We start from the raw sequence: 15,767 nt of genomic DNA, 5'->3' as shown, positions 1-15,767 counted from the left end.
GTAGTAATGAGCAAACAATCTGCGCGCAATTCTACCGAAGCCAGTGGGGAGATCCACTATTTAGATATAATAGTGTGAGAATTAAGAGCTTGATTTATCCATGTCTGGCGCATGAAAAAGCGCAAGTAGCTCATCCACTTTATTACGACCGTTACCATTACGGCTAATGGTACGCTTTACTTTAACCACATTAAGATCCGCACCGTGATACAACCGACGTGTCAAGGTAGTGTCGTGGTTAGAAATCAACACAGGAATGCCACGTTCAGTCGCTGTTCTTTCAGCAATGTCGGCTAATGCAGCTTGGTCGTCCAACGTGAAACCATTACCTGCGTATGAGGTGAAATTTGCCGTATTTGAAAGCGGCGCATAAGGTGGATCGCAATACACGACGCTCCCTTTGCGCGCACGACGAAATGTTTCAGGATAACCTTCACAAACAAACGTAGCTTTTTTGGCTTTTTCTGCAAAAAACTCCAATTCCGCCTCAGGGAAATACGGCTTTTTGTAAGAGCCAAACGGTACATTGAAGCCACCTTTTTTGTTGTAACGGCATAGGCCATTAAAACCAAAGCGGTTCATATACAAAAACGCTAAAGAGCGGTACATCACGTCATCGGTTTTATTAAACTCAGCGCGAATGTGTAGGTAGGCTTCTTTGCGGTTGTTCTCAGCGACAAACCAACGCTTCGCTTCAGAGATATACTCTTCAGGGCGTTCTTTCAGCAGGTTGTACAGATTGATCAAATCTGGATTGATATCTGCAAGTAGATAATGGTCATAATCGGTATTCAGAAACACTGAGCCCGCACCAACAAAAGGTTCAACTAGCTTTCGAGCCGGCGGCAAATGACGTTGGATGTCTTCAACCAGTCCGTATTTTCCTCCTGCCCATTTAAGAAAGGCTCGTTGCTTTTTCATCTACTGCTCTATCTATCGACCAAAAATTAAGGCTGCGGAATGTAACATATTTTTCAGGGAAGCTCAGGTTTATTTCACTCGTTCAATTTCACGGTGAACCTGACGGAGTGATTTTGCCCAAGGACTCACCGACTTAACCGAATCTGGCAAGCTTGCGACGGCATCACGAGCCATTTGAATTGTCGGATAATCTTGATATGTGATGATATACCACTCGGTGTCATTACGAACGGTAGGATAAATTCGCACTTGATTATTCAGTTGATGCTCATTGAGAAAGGATTGTACATCTTCCATTGAGGTCATAGCCGCGAGTTGTAAAGTATAAGCTCTTGGCGATAGCGCTTTTAGTTCTTCACGAGCAAATGAAAATTTCACAACAGGTTGGTTTGCCTCACCCTCTTCTGACTGAGCAGGTGCTTGCGTCATATCTTGATTCGGTTTTACGACTTTAATCAAAGGGGAGCTAGTTTCATCGGCGGTTTCTGTCTTCTCAGTACCTACGACATCATCAATCGCTTTTGTGTCTGCTGAATCAGCTTTACCTTCAAGCAATGCATCGACCACATTCGACTCAATCACCACTCTTTGTTGATTGTCATCACTGCCTACGCTCGCTACTTCTTCTGTCACTGCTGGCGGTAATGAATCAGAATCATCAACCGCACCAGACTTATCAAGACTGCTAGAGCCATCGGTTACAGGAATCAGTGAAGACTGCGCTGCACTGATTCCTGACTCTTCAAAAGTTGGAATAGCCGTTTGCTCTAAACTGCCAGCAATTTGCTGCGCTTTATCATCAGGACTTGGTTGACTAAGCATCCACCAATAGCCACCAGCAGCAAGCAACAGTAATACTAATACCACCAACGCAATATTCAGGGGTGAACCGACAATCGAGCGGATAATGATCCTTTTTTCCACTTTCATCTCTCCTAACGCCATGATGTCACCCGGTACTGGGTCGACTTTTTTAAATGCATCTCGAACCCGTTTCTCAGACTCATCATCGACGTAGCGCGCAACAAGTGACTCAAAGAAACGACGAGCTTCCACTTCGGACAACATATCAATATCAAGCTCAACAGGCTTTATCTCTTGTCCATAACTGAGACGTGCTAGCAAACCTTCTAAACGTCCAGACTGTGTAAACAGTAGGATATTGATGGTCCAATTTGGCTTATGGTGCGCCTCTAAGACCAGCATCCAAAGCTCAGAGATAAGTGTCTCACTCAATAAATGCGCATCATCTACAACAATTGCAATGTCACACGGCTCATCACCTAAAAGCCTTTCAAGGCTATCAAGTAAAGGCTCTTGCTGATTAAACAATGCGTCTGAAACCAGTTGACTCAAAATAAGGACGCGATGCTGCACATCGTCTTGATTAGAATGACAAAGTAACAAACATTGATTCTTGTTACTGGCACCCACTTCAAGGTATCGCTGCGCTAGCCAAGATTTCCCGTACCCATCATGACCATTAATCGCAATGAGATTGGAACCAAAGTTAGTCAGTAGACCTAACCTATCAAGCAACTCGATTTGAGAATCTAATTCCAGTACGTGAGCAACACTCATCTAATAACCTTAATACACTACAAGAATGACGCCCAAAGGCGCCATTACAAGGTTAAATATCGCGACCGAAGTCTATCGCCTGTTTGAGTACGTCTTGCGTCGTATCAGCAATTACCTCGGCAGTGCCAATGCCTGTAGGCAAAACCAATCGTAATTGACCAGAGAGGACTTTCTTATCTCGCATCATGTGCTTGATGAAGTCATCGAAATTCATACTGTCTGGAGTATGCACAGGCAGTTTTGCACGACGCAAAATCGCAACAATACGCTCAAATTGCTCTTCCGAGATCAGACCGCGTAGATGCGACGTTTTGGCCGCCATAACAGTGCCGGAAGATACCGCTTCACCATGCAGCCAATTGCCATAACCAAGTTCCGCTTCAATCGCATGACCAAAGGTGTGACCTAAGTTAAGCAAAGCACGGATGCCCGACTCTTTCTCATCCTGAGCCACCACTTCCGCTTTTATTTCACAGCAACGTGCGATCGCATAAGTTAGTGCTTCTTCATCCAACGCATACAAGCGCTCAAGATTGTCTTCTAACCATACAAAAAAATCTGCATCGTAAATAATGCCGTACTTAATGACTTCGGCGATACCCGCAGCGAACTCACGTTCAGGCAACGTCGACAGGCAGTTGGTATCAATGATCACGGCTTTAGGTTGGTAAAACGCACCTATCATGTTCTTACCCAACGGATGGTTAACCGCGGTTTTTCCACCAACCGAAGAGTCCACTTGGGATAGTAATGTGGTCGGTACTTGAATAAAGTCGACCCCACGCTGGTAACAGGCAGACGCAAAACCCACAAGGTCGCCAATAACACCACCACCTAACGCGATGATCACAACATCACGAGCATAACTCCCTTCCAGTAAGAAGTTCATTACTTGATTAAATACATCCAAGTTTTTGTACTGTTCACCGTCAGGCAATTCTAACAAGGATGCACTACAACCGAGCTGCTCGAGTTGCTTTAAAATTTTGTCTGCATACAAAGGCGCCACTGTGACATTACTGATCACAACAACTTTTTGTTTTGCATTTTTGTTTGAGAGAACTTGAGAGAGGTACGCCGGGTCCTCAAATAACCCGGCGCCAATAGAGATTGGGTAGCTACGCTCAGCTAGGTTGACCGTAATCCGTTCCATCGGTTTGCTCCAATTAAAAAAAAGATAAAGACTTATCTCTCTTCTAGCATTTTTACGATCTGGTTGGCTACCACTTTTGCACTTTGATCGTCAGTGCGAACAGTGTAATCCGCTACTTCTTCATATAAAGGATTACGTTCTTCAGCTAATTGCTCCAATACTTCGCGAGGGTTATCCGTTTGAAGTAAAGGACGCTTCTTGTCGCGGTTTGTACGCGCAAGTTGCTTTTCAATCGTCGTTTCTAAGTAAACAACAACACCACGTGCCGAAAGACGATTGCGGTTTTCTTTGCTCTTAACAGAGCCACCGCCAGTCGCAAGCACGATGCCTTGCTCTTGTGTTAGGTCTTCAAGTACCGCTTCTTCACGCTTGCGGAAGCCTTCTTCACCTTCTACATCAAAAACCCAAGAGATGTCTGCACCAGTGCGTTCTTCGATCACTGTATCGGAGTCAACAAACTCCATATGCAGTTGCTGTGCTAGATGTCTACCAATTGTACTTTTGCCGGCGCCCATTGGGCCAACAAGGAAAATATTACGTTTCTCAGCCATGTTTAGCAGTAATTTACAACATTGATTCAATAAGATCGCCACAAGAAAACACAGCTAAACTGCTGTTCTACAAGGCTTGTGGCACCAGTTCCTCACAGATAATTCGTGATAAGACCCGAAATTATCCAAGCATGGTGCCACTATTGCAACTTTATTTTTGATTTAATCAGTTTTTCCCGAGGCAGAACTACTGAATCACCACCTTAGGCGTGACGAAAATTAACAGCTCACTTTTGCCAACATTTTCATAGCTTCGACGAAAAAGCGCACCTAATAGCGGCAGATCGCCCAACAAAGGCACTTTGTCCACCGAGTTAGTAATGCTGTGCTGAAAAATACCACCAAGAACGACCGTTTCACCGTTATTCACTAACACTTGCGTCCCGATACGTTGAGTATCAATCGCAACAGCTTCACCAGTGCCTGTCTTCACGACTTGTCCAGGTCTATCTTGCGTGACACTTAAATCCAATACTAAGCGGTTATCCGGTGTGATTTGCGGGGTTACCTTCAAACTTAATACCGCCTTTTTGAACGTCACCGTCGTTGCACCACTTGATGATGACTCAAGATAAGGAATCTCAGTACCTTGTTCGATATAGGCAGGTTTCTTATTGGTAGTGATCAAACGTGGGCTCGAGATAATCTCAGCTTTAGACTCTTGTTGCAGAGCAGAAAGCTCAAGATCCAACAAGGTGTCTGAACCTAACTTTGCGACCTGAAAAGCAATGCTGGTGGCATTCGGGCTGGTTGCAGCTAAGTTTACATTTAGGAAGTCATCGATCCCCACTCCATCACCGTCACCACCGTCGTCGCCCCCTTCTCCATTATAAAGACCGATCGTGGCGAGGTTGTTCTCAATAGAACCGCCCACTGTATTACTGCCATTAATAGACGTAAAACCCCAACGAATACCTAGCTCGTCCATGTTACCTTCATTGATGGTCACAATACGCGCCTCAATTTGAACCTGTTTAACTGGAATATCCAAAGACTCAATAATTTCTCGAATCACCTCGATGTTTTCAGGTAACTCTCTAATCAATAACGAGTTAGTTCGCTCATCAATGGTCATACTGCCGCGCTCTGACAGCATGCTGATATTTCCTTCTCCATTGATCATCTCCGCAATGTCTGATGCTTTAGCAAAATTAACTTTGATGATTTCAGATGAAAGCTCTCCCATTTCTTCCGTAAGTTTTTGTTTTTCTAACTGCTGCTTCTCACGCAAGTCCAACTCATCAGTCGGAGCAACTAAAATCACGTTGCCATCAACACGCTTATCTAACCCCTTAACTTGCAAAATAATATCCAGCACTTGCTGCCAAGGGACACCATCAAGACGAAGCGTGAGGTTGCCTTCTACAGAGTCGGAGACAACCAAATTGAATTGGTTGTAATCAGCAATAAGCTGCAAGACGTTTCGCACAGGAATATCTTGGAAGTTAATCGAAATAAGCTTACCTTCTCTTTCTAAAATGCTTTTATCTGGGGCTTTCTCATTGGGTTTGATCTTCGCTACTTTGATTTCCAAAAAAGGCCCCGTTAAACGGTAATCATGCATGTATTCTTCATTGATGTGCGCAACCAAGCGCGTCGTCGAGGTATCGCGAAACACTTCTACGCTCTCAACCACAGTCGAAAAGTCTTTCACGTCTAGGAGATACAATTGCTCGTCTTTTACTGAAGTGTTAAGCAAATCGATACTTAACCCTTCCTGTACACGCTTGATATCTACAATCGCGGCCGGTGACGCCAATTCGACGACAATCACGGCGTCTTTATCTTTATTAGTTCGAAAGTCGATACTTTTTAGGGCATTGGACGAAACTTCTTCAGCTGCCGCTAAAGGGGCTAAAAATACAAACAACCATAAGGAGAAGAGCCCAGTAAGTATCCTTGGTGTACGTGTTAATCCTTGTCTCATTTTCATTACTCAATATCAAAAATAAATGGGGCTATCTCAAAGCCAACTTAACTTTACGTTTTTGCCAACATCCTAAGCCGTCGGGCAACGTTTCATTAATCAACAAGTAGGAGTGGCTGACATGGGTCACTTTGCCATTATTGCGTCCGAGGTATTGACCCGGCTTAACTTTATAGACGTTGCCATTGGGAGCCTGAACGAGGCCAGAAACCGTGTTATCCATGCCCATGACCCCTTTCAAACGTAATTGGCTTAATGGGAATTTTTCTAATTTTCCAGTTCGCCTTCTTGAGGGCGGTTGCCAACAATCTTTTCTTGCAACTGGCTGAGTCGCGATGATGGCTTCTTTGGGTAATTCAAAGGGTGCACGCTGTACTTCCGGTGCGTACGTGACTGCAACATACTTGTCTGCGGGCTTAAGCTTCTCGACCTCTCGACGCGCCTGTGTTTCCACTCCTCGAATAAAATCCGTCAATGATTCATCATTCGCCTGGCAGCCCATCAATAGAGAACCCATCAATACCAACAATAAAGACTTACTTGTCATTTTTCGTCTCCTCCGGCTTAAACTGATAGGTGTTAGCGCGCACCCGAAAGTGCAGGGTTTCGCTCTCTTGGCTGACACGTTGCCAAGTCACATCTTTAAACGTGATGATTCGAGGTAGCGTCGCTATTGCCTGAGAAAAATGGCCGATGTCATGAAAGTCGCCCGTTAACTCTATGTTTAAAGGAAGACGATAAAGGAAGTGCTCTGATTGTTTTTCGCCCCAGTCGATTCGGGTGAAAGTCAGCTTATTGTCGATGCCAAGCTCATTCACTGAAGCGAGCATTGTAGCCAGCTCTTTTTGCGCAGGCAGTTGTTGCAGTAATAACTCGTAACGAGTGGTAAGTTCATCCAATTGAGATTGAAGCTGAGGCAACGCTGCCACTTTGTTCGCTTTGATCTTCAATGCCACCTTGAGTGTCTGCTCCTGCTGGATCAAGTGATTCAACTGTTCTTCTTTCGGTTTAAGGTAAAACCAATAACCTAAGCCTTGAATCGCCATGATCAGAAGCGCGATTACTACAATCTGGGGCAACAATGGCCACTCGGCCATTTCATCTATTTCGAGATCCTGCCAATCAACCACGTTGAGCCTCCAATTTCTTCTCCGTTACTTTGAACATGAAAGACACTTTGAATGTTTGAAACTCTTTCCCAAAACGGGCTTTGCCGTGAACGATGGAATGCATTTCTACGTCGTTCAACTTGGCCGAGCGCTCCATGTTGTCCAGCATCGTGGCAAGTTTTGGAGTGCTATCTGAGATCCCAGAGATCTCAATTTCCAGATCATTCATTTTGATCTTGTCGACATATACACCTTCAGGGATAACGGCAGGCATTAAGTTCATGAACTCGGTCGTTTTGTTTCGTCCGTTTTGTAAACCTTCAACGACCTTTAGACGTTCGAGGATTTTGCTGTGCTCTTGCTCTGCAATTTTCATTGCTTCAATACGCTGGTCGAGTTCGGCAATGTAGTGAGTGAGGTAATCGAGCCGCTCCTGTTGTTGATCTTGTTGGTACTCAAAAAACTTTCCAATACCCCACTGGATGCCAACAGCGACCAACATGCCTAATGCGACCAAACTGATGAAGCGACGTCGGTGCTCTTCTCTTTGATTCTCTCGCCAAGGAAGTAAATTAATGCGATAAAGCACGGGCGCCTCCTAGCCAATGAATGCCACGAACGGCCAGTCCGGCTGCTGTTGAGAAATGCTGCCAATCCACAGCACGACGCTTACGCTTAGACACCTTCATCTCAAATAGCCCTAGCGGATTTAGCAATTCACACTCTAACGACAATTGTTGAGACAACTCTTCTACGAGCATGGGAGTGGAGGCCCCCTCCCCTGATAACCAGATACCCTTGATGTTTTGTGAGCCATTGATTGAGGTATAGAGCTGCATCTGGCGCTTTACTCGCTCTACGATTTGACAGTTAAACAGCTCTGTTTTCTCCTGAGCATCATCGGACAGAAAATCGACTGGAGAAGCGCTGTTTGCTCCGCGTGTGCCGTAAGCAAACTCTTTGTGAAACAGTTCACCTTGTTCGGTAAACATGGTGAAAGAGCTCGATAAGGTGCCAATATCGAGTAAGCAGTATTTGTTTTTGTCAGGAAAGCGATCGGCGGTAAGCTTCCAGATATGACCAAGGCTTTGCGAATGCACGTCCACTAAAACAGGTTTTAGTCCGGACTTTTGTAATGCATCAACTCGGCCTTCTACCACATCTTTTCTTGTCGCAAACACTTGATAGCTATCACTGCCACTCTGCCCGCCCTCCGCGAGAAGACGAACGAAGTCTAAACTCAGCTCTTCGACAGGGAATGGCGATTGATGAGAAAAGGCTTGTATCACTGCAAACTCAACTTCACTCTCTTCAAGATTTTGTTCTATTTGCAGTTTCTTGCTAATTACCGAGTTATCAGGAACTGAGATCGCAACTTTTCTAGCGCCAAAAGGCAGTTCTTTTTTTATCTGCTTGAGGGTCTTTACAATTTCTTGATGATTTAAGGTGTTATTTTCAGCGACAATACCTTCCTTTAGTAATATTTCTTTGTAACCCAACAGAGCGTAATTGTTGCCTGTGGGTTTAAGTACTACGGCTTTGAGGCTGTTATGGCCTATATCGATGCCGGTAACGATTAGCTTATCCATCTCTTACTCTCGCTCCGAAATTTCTTCGTGCAAAGGTTGTTATTAGCATCCAAATAAGAGTTAATATCTCTTATGTGCTAAATTTTTGACCTAAGAGTACAAGGGTTTGCCGTTACACAGCCTCAACCAATCAGGGATTCTCCGGTGAAGTTCATAAAGCGTTTATTATTTTTAACATTGATTTGCATAATTCTTGGAGTCACCACAATATTTGGCTTCTATCAGTACGTGAAGCCTGAATTGCCAGATGTTGCAACTCTAAAAGACGTTGAATTACAAACACCTATGAAGGTGTTTAGTCAAGACGGGAAGCTGATCGCACAGTTCGGTGAAAAGCGTCGTATTCCTGTTACTTATGACGAAATTCCTCAAGACTTAATTCACGCGCTCATCGCAACCGAAGATAGTCGTTTCTATGAGCATCCTGGTATCGACCCTATCGGCATCACTCGTGCAGCGGTTGTTGTTGCGGTTTCAGGCTCGGCTAAACAGGGTGCAAGTACGATTACGCAACAGCTAGCTCGTAACTTCTTCTTATCTAATGAGAAGAAGATCATGCGTAAGATTAAAGAGATTTTTATTGCTATCCATATTGAGCAGCTTTTAAGTAAGCAAGAAATCATGGAGCTTTATGTCAATAAAATCTTCCTTGGTTACCGCTCATATGGCTTTGGTGCTGCCGCTCAAGTGTATTTTGGCAAGAGCCTTGATGAATTGACGTTAAGTGAGATTGCAACACTCGCTGGTATGCCAAAAGCGCCATCAACCATGAACCCAATTTACTCTCTTGAGCGCGCAACAAAACGCCGTAACGTTGTATTAATGCGAATGCTTGATGAGAAATACATTACACAAGAGCAGTATGACGAAGCACGCAATGAGCCTATTGTGGCGCGTTATCATAGCGCTGAGATTGAGCTTTCCGCACCTTACGTAGCAGAGTTGGCTCGTGCATGGGCAGTAAAAGAATACGGTGAAGAAGAAGCTTATACCTCTGGCTTGAATATCTACATGACTGTGGATTCTAAACTGCAAGATGCTGCAAATACGTCTGCGGTAAATAACCTCTTGTCATACGATGAACGTCATGGCTACCGTGGTGCAGAAAGTGTGCTTTGGAAAGAAGGGGAAGCGGCCTGGGACAATGAGCAAATAGAAAAGCACCTGAAGAAACAGCCAACTTATGGTGACCTTTACCCTGCGGTTGTGACGAAAGTCGATGATAAGACGGCACAAGTATGGGTTAAGAACCATGAAGAGCAAACCATCCCTTGGACTGGAATGCACTGGGCGCGTAAGTACATTACCGATAACCGCCAAGGCTCAACACCAAAGTCAGCGCATGATGTGCTAGCGACAGGTCAACAAGTTTGGGTTCGCGAAGTAAGTGAAACCGATGAAGATGACAACACAACACTGAGCTGGAAACTGAGCCAAGTGCCGACAGCAAACACCGCGTTTGTTGCGATGAACCCAGAAAATGGCGCGATATTGTCGCTGGTTGGTGGTTTCAACTTTGTTCACAGCAAGTTTAACCGTGCAACCATGTCAGTACGTCAGGTTGGTTCAAGTATCAAGCCTTTCATCTACTCGGCAGCAATTGACAAAGGGCTGACTCTAGCGACTTTGATTAACGATGCGCCAATTAACAAGTGGGATGCAGGTTCTGGTTCAGCTTGGCGACCAAAAAACTCACCACCAACTTATGGTGGTCCAACGCGTCTTCGCCTCGGCTTAGCTCAATCAAAAAACGTCATGGCAGTGCGTACACTCCGTGAAGTTGGCCTCGAGGAGACACGTCAGTACCTTACTCGTTTCGGTTTTGATATTAACCAAGTACCGCGTTCAGAGACCATCGCACTCGGAGCTGGCAGCTTAACACCAATGAAAGTGGCACAAGGTTACTCTGTGTTTGCGAACGGTGGTTATTACGTTGAACCATTCTATGTAGAACGCGTGGAAGATGCATTCGGTGAAGTACTGTTTAAAGCCAATCCAAAGAGTGTTTGTCATAAGGATTGTCCGCAAATGAGCGAGCAGCCAGAAAATCGCTACGCTGATGAATTTGGCGAACAAGACGTCGCAATTGATGGCCTTGCAACAGACAATGCCCTTGAAAATGATGAACCTCAATATGCACCACAAGTTATCTCTGAACAGAATGCATTCTTAATGCGTGAGATGATGTACAGCAACATTTGGGGTGGTGGTAACTGGCGTGAAGGCACAGGTTGGAATGGTACAGGCTGGCGCGCGCAAAAACTTGGTCGTCGTGATATCGGAGGTAAAACGGGTACAACGAATGATTCCAAGGATGCTTGGTACAATGGCTATGGACCTGGTGTCGTTGCGATAGCTTGGGTTGGCTTTGATGATCACTCACGTGCACTTGGCCGCACCACAGTTAACAGCAACCTAGGGCAAGGCCAAATTTCTGGTGCCGAGTCGGGTGCGAAAACAGCAGAGCCTGCTTGGATTGACTTCATGCGTGTTGCGCTAGAAGGGACGCCGGAGCAAGGTAAAAATATTCCAGAGGATATTATTCGAGTTCGTATTGATCGCAACAGCGGTATGCTAACGCACAAGGTAGATAGCACATCAATGTTCGAATACTTTGAAAAAGGCACGGAGCCTACCGAATACGCTGGCGACCGTTTAGAAGATAGTATTTATTCTTCAGGCTCTGGCGCAGAAGAACTGTTCTAAATCACAAAAGCACAAGGGAGAGCATCAAGCTCTCCCTTTTTTATGTCTGCTTCTTATGCTGCAGCATTCAATGATGGATAAGAAGCCAACACCTCTTTAATCTTCGCTGCTAAAGCTTCAAACCTAGCTCGTAATGGTGAGCCCGGACGGTATACGAGAACGATATTACGCGAGGGGGTTGGGTTAACAGCTGGTACGTAGCATACGCCATCTTTTTGCTTCTCATTAGGGATAGAAAGCTGAGGCAATAACGTAATCCCCGCACCGGCAGCAACCATGTTGCGTAACGTCTCCAAGCTGGTGGCTTTAAAACGCTCATCGTCTTTTGCACCAGCGGCAAAACAAAAACCTAACGCTTGATCTCGCAGACAGTGGCCGTCTCCCAACGCTAAAACGGTTTTACCATTCAGCTCCAACATATCAACATGGTCGAGAGAGGCCCACTCGTGGTCACATGGCACTGCGACACTTAATGGCTCTTGATACACTTCGATCTCTTTAAATGGCGCAGTTTCATCAACCGAAGCTAAAACTAAGCAATCTAGTTTGCCTTCTTCCAATTGACGCACTAATTGATGTGTTTGAGCTTCGTGCAGAAATAGTTCCAACTCAGGAAATGCTTCTTTTATCTGCGGCAGAATTTTGGGTAGTAGATAAGGCCCAACCGTCGGGATGAAACCAATATGCATCGGTCCAGTCATGGCTCCGCTTTGACCACTTGCCATATCTCTGAAGGTTTTCACTTCACTTAAGATGCGTTTAGCCTGCTCCACCAGCTGTAACCCTGAATCGGTAAACAAAACACGTCGGCTGCTTCGCTCTAAAAGCGTGGTCCCGAGTTCATCCTCTAGTTTACGAATTTGCCCACTCAATGTTGGCTGGCTAACAAAACATGCCTCTGCCGCTTTGCGAAAGTGCTTATGTTCCGCAAGTGCAACTAAGTACTCAAAATCTCGAATATTCATAATTCACGCTTCGCTTCTTTAACAATAGCTAATACCTATCAAAACCATAACACCAAACGATTAGAGCTATCAAAGGATTTTTACAATAATGGGCTCAACAAAACGAAACAGAGCGACGAAAAACGCTAAGCTCTATACGCATAATTTAAAATAGTTAAAGGAAATCATTATGTTTGTATCTAAAGAAGGTCAACAAGTCCCTCAAGTTACTTTTCCAGTTCGTCAAGGTGATTCTTGGGTGAATGTAACGACCGATGAGCTATTTAAAGGTAAGACCGTTATCGTATTTAGCTTACCGGGTGCATTTACTCCAACCTGTTCATCAAGCCATCTACCTCGTTACAACGAATTGTTCCCTGTATTTAAAGAGCACGGAGTGGATGAGATTATTTGTGTCTCGGTCAATGATACGTTCGTGATGAATGCATGGAAACAAGACCAAGAAGCAGAAAACATTACCTTCATCCCGGATGGTAATGGTGAATTCACCGATGGCATGGGTATGTTAGTGGATAAAAACGACATCGGCTTTGGCAAACGTTCATGGCGTTACAGCATGCTAGTAAAAGATGGCGTAGTGGAAAAAATGTTCATTGAGCCAAACGAACCAGGCGACCCATTCAAGGTGTCAGACGCAGATACGATGCTGAACTACATAGCGCCTGACTACAAAACGCAAGAATCCATCACGGTGTTCACTAAACCAGGCTGCCCTTTCTGTATGAAAGCGAAACAAAATCTGATTGACCACGGTCTTCAATATGAAGAAGTGATTCTGGGTAAAGACGCAACAACAGTTAGTCTACGAGCTATATCTGGTCGCACGACTGTTCCACAAGTCTTTATCGGTGGCAAGCATATAGGCGGTAGCGAAGAGCTAGAAGCGTATCTAGGCTAAGCTGTCCATAGCCTACACCCTCGGTCTCCGGTGCCTTTTGGCTCGGAGGCCAACCCTAAACCACTTCTTCTACTAGTCTAGATAAGTAGTCATCTGCCAATAAGGTGACTACTTATCCAGATTCAACTATCCAATTCACTCTCCAAGCTCAATGTAGCTAGCTTGGCTTAAAACAAAAGCGAGAGTTCACGATGAAACAAGTAAATGTCGACGTAGCGATTATTGGTGGCGGTACGGCTGGTCTTGGTGCTTATCGAGCAGCAAAAGCTCATACCAACAGCGTGGTAATGATTGAGGGCGGTCCCTACGGAACAACCTGTGCTCGTGTCGGATGCATGCCGTCTAAGCTGTTAATTGCGGCAGCAGAAAGTGTTCATCAAATCGAAAAAGCACCTGGATTTGGGATACACCCGCAAGGTGAAGTACGAATTAACGGACAAGAAGTTATGGATCGTGTAAAGCGCGAACGCGATCGTTTTGTTGGCTTTGTGCTTGAAAGTGTCGATGATATTCCCGCTGAAGACAAACTATCGGGCTACGCGAAGTTTGCCGATGACCACACTCTCATCATAGATGATCATACTCAGGTCACCGCACAGCGCATTGTTATTGCGACAGGATCTCGTCCAGCATATCCGGCAGCTTGGAATGAACTGGGTGATCGCCTAGTGATTAACGATGATGTATTTGACTGGGATGACTTACCAGAGTCCGTGGCAGTATTTGGCCCAGGAGTCATCGGTCTTGAATTGGGTCAGGCTTTACACCGCCTAGGGGTGAACGTGAAGCTCTTTGGCCTTGGAGGACAAGTGGGCCCACTGACAGACCCAGAGGTGATGGCGTATGCAGATAAAGCCTTTAAGGAAGAGTTCTACCTTGATGCAGATGTAAAAGTCGAAAGCATGAAACGCATTGCTTCATCAGACAATGACGGCGAAGACAAGGTCGAAATCCAATTCATCAACCATGATGGTGAATTAGAAACTTTCGTTGTCGATTACGTATTGGCCGCAACGGGTCGTCGTCCAAACGTCGATAAGCTGGCGATCGAGAACACCAATGTGGCTCTCGATGAACGTGGCGTACCAACGGCGGATCACTATACATTGCAAACTTCGGTAGAGAGCATCTTCATTGCAGGTGATGCAAGTAACCAAATTCCACTGCTGCACGAAGCCGCTGACCAAGGCCGTATTGCTGGAGACAACGCAGGCCGTTTCCCAGATATTCGTGCGGGTCTGCGTCGCTCACCAATTTCAGCCGTGTTCTCCGACCCTCAAATTGCTATGGTTGGCGAAACATATAAACAACTAGAAACACGTCTAGGCACATGTGGATGTTTCGCAACCGGTGAAGTCTCGTTTGAAAATCAAGGACGTTCGCGCGTCATGCTTCGTAATAAAGGTATTCTGCATGTCTACGGAGAGCAAGGCACTGGACGTTTTTTAGGTGCAGAAATGATGGGCCCGAATGCAGAGCATCTTGCGCACCTTTTAGCGTGGGCGCACCAAAATAGGATGACGATTTCTGAGATGTTAGATATGCCCTTCTATCACCCAGTGATTGAAGAAGGCGTCCGCACTGCTCTACGTGATTTGAATGCAAAACTACACTTAGGGCCAGAAATGGTGAAACATTGTCTTGACTGCGGCCCAGGCTGCTAACGCTTTCAGGCTTCTATCTAAATATAAAGCAAAGCCTCGTCATCAACGAGGCTTTGCTTTACTACTTTGGCGCAATGAAATCTCTCTTACGCTGCCATCATTGCATAGCGACTGACCATACAAATCGCGACAACACCGATCATAAAGAACCCACCAGCGATACTCAGCGCAAGTTTCAACTCTGTCGACATCATTATATTTCCTGTTAAAGACTGACAGAGCACCATACATCAATTACGTGCCACAAAGCTTTTACAAAGCTAACTTTCCATTTTTGGTTGTGTCATAGCGCTCTAAGTCCGGTACAAGAAACGCTTTCCACCATATAGTTAGATATATAATCTGAAGCAACACTAATGGTTTGGAAAACACTATGACTTGTCGCCGCTGCGAAGAACATTGGTTTTGGAAAAAACTTGGACGTTGCCAACGATGCTTGGATCAATTGACGGTACTTTCTGTACTGTGTTGGATTGTGTGGTGGTTTACGCTCAAAGATGATCCACAAAGCATCGAGTCGATCGCTTTGATCTTTGCCGGCTTCGCTTTCAACGTTTTGTTGTTTCTACACTTATGGATGCGTTTTGTCATCTTGCCTTGGCAACGTCGAAAGGGACAAAAAAAGGCCAATAAAAAAGAGAAAAGTGACAGATAGAAAAAAGCCCCAAAACCAATGTCAGTTCTGGGGCTCTCTTAGATTCTT

General features: G+C 45.1%; 14 protein-coding genes. 4 read left to right on the top strand and 10 right to left on the bottom strand.

The window, feature by feature from the left end; all coding sequences use genetic code 11:
• Window positions 1-81: 81 nt before the first annotated feature.
• The 9 genes from R7P35_RS20695 to pilM all read right to left on the bottom strand — a co-directional run bounded on the left by R7P35_RS20695 (window position 82) and on the right by pilM (window position 8,831).
• Window positions 82-921 carry a Dam family site-specific DNA-(adenine-N6)-methyltransferase gene (locus R7P35_RS20695; RefSeq protein WP_005382762.1) on the bottom strand — a complete coding sequence of 280 codons (840 nt, stop codon included), beginning with the start codon at window positions 919-921 and terminating at the stop codon, window positions 82-84.
• Between the two features lie 69 nt (window positions 922-990).
• Window positions 991-2,502 carry an SPOR domain-containing protein gene (locus R7P35_RS20690; protein ID WP_025768079.1) on the bottom strand — a complete coding sequence of 504 codons (1,512 nt, stop codon included), beginning with the start codon at window positions 2,500-2,502 and terminating at the stop codon, window positions 991-993.
• Window positions 2,503-2,554: 52 nt separating this feature from the next.
• Window positions 2,555-3,655 (bottom strand): 3-dehydroquinate synthase, encoded by a 1,101-nt coding sequence (gene aroB / locus R7P35_RS20685; protein ID WP_170897642.1) that lies wholly within the window; start codon window positions 3,653-3,655, stop codon window positions 2,555-2,557.
• A gap of 32 nt (window positions 3,656-3,687) precedes the next feature.
• Window positions 3,688-4,206 (bottom strand): shikimate kinase AroK, encoded by a 519-nt coding sequence (gene aroK, locus R7P35_RS20680; RefSeq protein ID WP_005381319.1) that lies wholly within the window; start codon window positions 4,204-4,206, stop codon window positions 3,688-3,690.
• Window positions 4,207-4,393: 187 nt separating this feature from the next.
• Window positions 4,394-6,139 carry a type IV pilus secretin PilQ gene (locus tag R7P35_RS20675; RefSeq protein WP_042523674.1) on the bottom strand — a complete coding sequence of 582 codons (1,746 nt, stop codon included), beginning with the start codon at window positions 6,137-6,139 and terminating at the stop codon, window positions 4,394-4,396.
• A 25-nt stretch (window positions 6,140-6,164) separates the two neighbouring features.
• Window positions 6,165-6,680: a pilus assembly protein PilP gene (locus R7P35_RS20670; RefSeq protein WP_115386334.1), complete on the bottom strand. Its 516-nt coding sequence runs from the start codon at window positions 6,678-6,680 to the stop codon at window positions 6,165-6,167.
• Window positions 6,670-7,263, bottom strand: a complete 594-nt coding sequence (locus tag R7P35_RS20665; protein ID WP_033907305.1) for a type 4a pilus biogenesis protein PilO — start codon at window positions 7,261-7,263, stop codon at window positions 6,670-6,672. Before R7P35_RS20665 ends, R7P35_RS20670 begins: the two co-directional genes overlap by 11 nt.
• The gene (locus tag R7P35_RS20660; RefSeq protein ID WP_005381323.1) at window positions 7,256-7,831 is read right to left on the bottom strand and encodes a PilN domain-containing protein; all 576 of its coding nucleotides are present in this window, start codon (window positions 7,829-7,831) and stop codon (window positions 7,256-7,258) included. The genes R7P35_RS20665 and R7P35_RS20660 overlap by 8 nt, the downstream gene beginning before the upstream one ends.
• On the bottom strand, window positions 7,815-8,831 hold the full coding sequence (gene pilM, locus R7P35_RS20655) for a type IV pilus biogenesis protein PilM (RefSeq protein WP_170897641.1): 1,017 nt from the start codon (window positions 8,829-8,831) through the stop codon (window positions 7,815-7,817). Before pilM ends, R7P35_RS20660 begins: the two co-directional genes overlap by 17 nt.
• 144 nt (window positions 8,832-8,975) lie before the next feature.
• On the opposite strand from pilM, the gene R7P35_RS20650 reads away from it, so the two are divergent.
• Window positions 8,976-11,537, top strand: coding sequence for a penicillin-binding protein 1A (locus R7P35_RS20650; protein ID WP_005381325.1), 2,562 nt, complete (start codon window positions 8,976-8,978; stop codon window positions 11,535-11,537).
• A gap of 53 nt (window positions 11,538-11,590) precedes the next feature.
• Here R7P35_RS20650 and oxyR read toward each other — a convergent pair whose 3' ends face one another.
• On the bottom strand, window positions 11,591-12,502 hold the full coding sequence (gene oxyR, locus R7P35_RS20645) for a DNA-binding transcriptional regulator OxyR (protein WP_005381326.1): 912 nt from the start codon (window positions 12,500-12,502) through the stop codon (window positions 11,591-11,593).
• 169 nt (window positions 12,503-12,671) lie between these two features.
• On the opposite strand from oxyR, the gene R7P35_RS20640 reads away from it, so the two are divergent.
• From R7P35_RS20640 to R7P35_RS20630, 3 genes are all read left to right on the top strand, one after another.
• Window positions 12,672-13,400 carry a redoxin family protein gene (locus tag R7P35_RS20640; RefSeq protein ID WP_005382781.1) on the top strand — a complete coding sequence of 243 codons (729 nt, stop codon included), beginning with the start codon at window positions 12,672-12,674 and terminating at the stop codon, window positions 13,398-13,400.
• A gap of 191 nt (window positions 13,401-13,591) precedes the next feature.
• Complete coding sequence (locus R7P35_RS20635; RefSeq protein ID WP_054702247.1) at window positions 13,592-15,064, top strand: dihydrolipoyl dehydrogenase; 1,473 nt, start codon at window positions 13,592-13,594, stop codon at window positions 15,062-15,064.
• A gap of 373 nt (window positions 15,065-15,437) precedes the next feature.
• Window positions 15,438-15,719, top strand: coding sequence for a DUF3624 domain-containing protein (locus R7P35_RS20630; RefSeq protein WP_025768083.1), 282 nt, complete (start codon window positions 15,438-15,440; stop codon window positions 15,717-15,719).
• Window positions 15,720-15,767 lie beyond the last annotated feature (48 nt).

Source organism: Vibrio sp. Vb0304 (genome assembly GCF_033338995.1).
Taxonomy (GTDB): Bacteria; Pseudomonadota; Gammaproteobacteria; order Enterobacterales; family Vibrionaceae; genus Vibrio; species Vibrio alginolyticus.
The sequence above is the reverse complement of the archived record's forward strand: the minus strand, read 5'-3'. Positions and strand labels throughout refer to the sequence as shown.

Coding starts and splice junctions, on each gene's coding strand:
- R7P35_RS20675 (WP_042523674.1), bottom strand. CDS start 6,139: ATGAAAATGAGACAAGGATTAACACGTACACCAAGGATACTTACTGGG.
- R7P35_RS20630 (WP_025768083.1), top strand. CDS start 15,438: ATGACTTGTCGCCGCTGCGAAGAACATTGGTTTTGGAAAAAACTTGGA.
- R7P35_RS20690 (WP_025768079.1), bottom strand. CDS start 2,502: ATGAGTGTTGCTCACGTACTGGAATTAGATTCTCAAATCGAGTTGCTT.
- R7P35_RS20695 (WP_005382762.1), bottom strand. CDS start 921: ATGAAAAAGCAACGAGCCTTTCTTAAATGGGCAGGAGGAAAATACGGA.
- aroB (WP_170897642.1), bottom strand. CDS start 3,655: ATGGAACGGATTACGGTCAACCTAGCTGAGCGTAGCTACCCAATCTCT.
- R7P35_RS20635 (WP_054702247.1), top strand. CDS start 13,592: ATGAAACAAGTAAATGTCGACGTAGCGATTATTGGTGGCGGTACGGCT.
- R7P35_RS20640 (WP_005382781.1), top strand. CDS start 12,672: ATGTTTGTATCTAAAGAAGGTCAACAAGTCCCTCAAGTTACTTTTCCA.
- pilM (WP_170897641.1), bottom strand. CDS start 8,831: ATGGATAAGCTAATCGTTACCGGCATCGATATAGGCCATAACAGCCTC.
- oxyR (WP_005381326.1), bottom strand. CDS start 12,502: ATGAATATTCGAGATTTTGAGTACTTAGTTGCACTTGCGGAACATAAG.
- R7P35_RS20670 (WP_115386334.1), bottom strand. CDS start 6,680: ATGACAAGTAAGTCTTTATTGTTGGTATTGATGGGTTCTCTATTGATG.
- aroK (WP_005381319.1), bottom strand. CDS start 4,206: ATGGCTGAGAAACGTAATATTTTCCTTGTTGGCCCAATGGGCGCCGGC.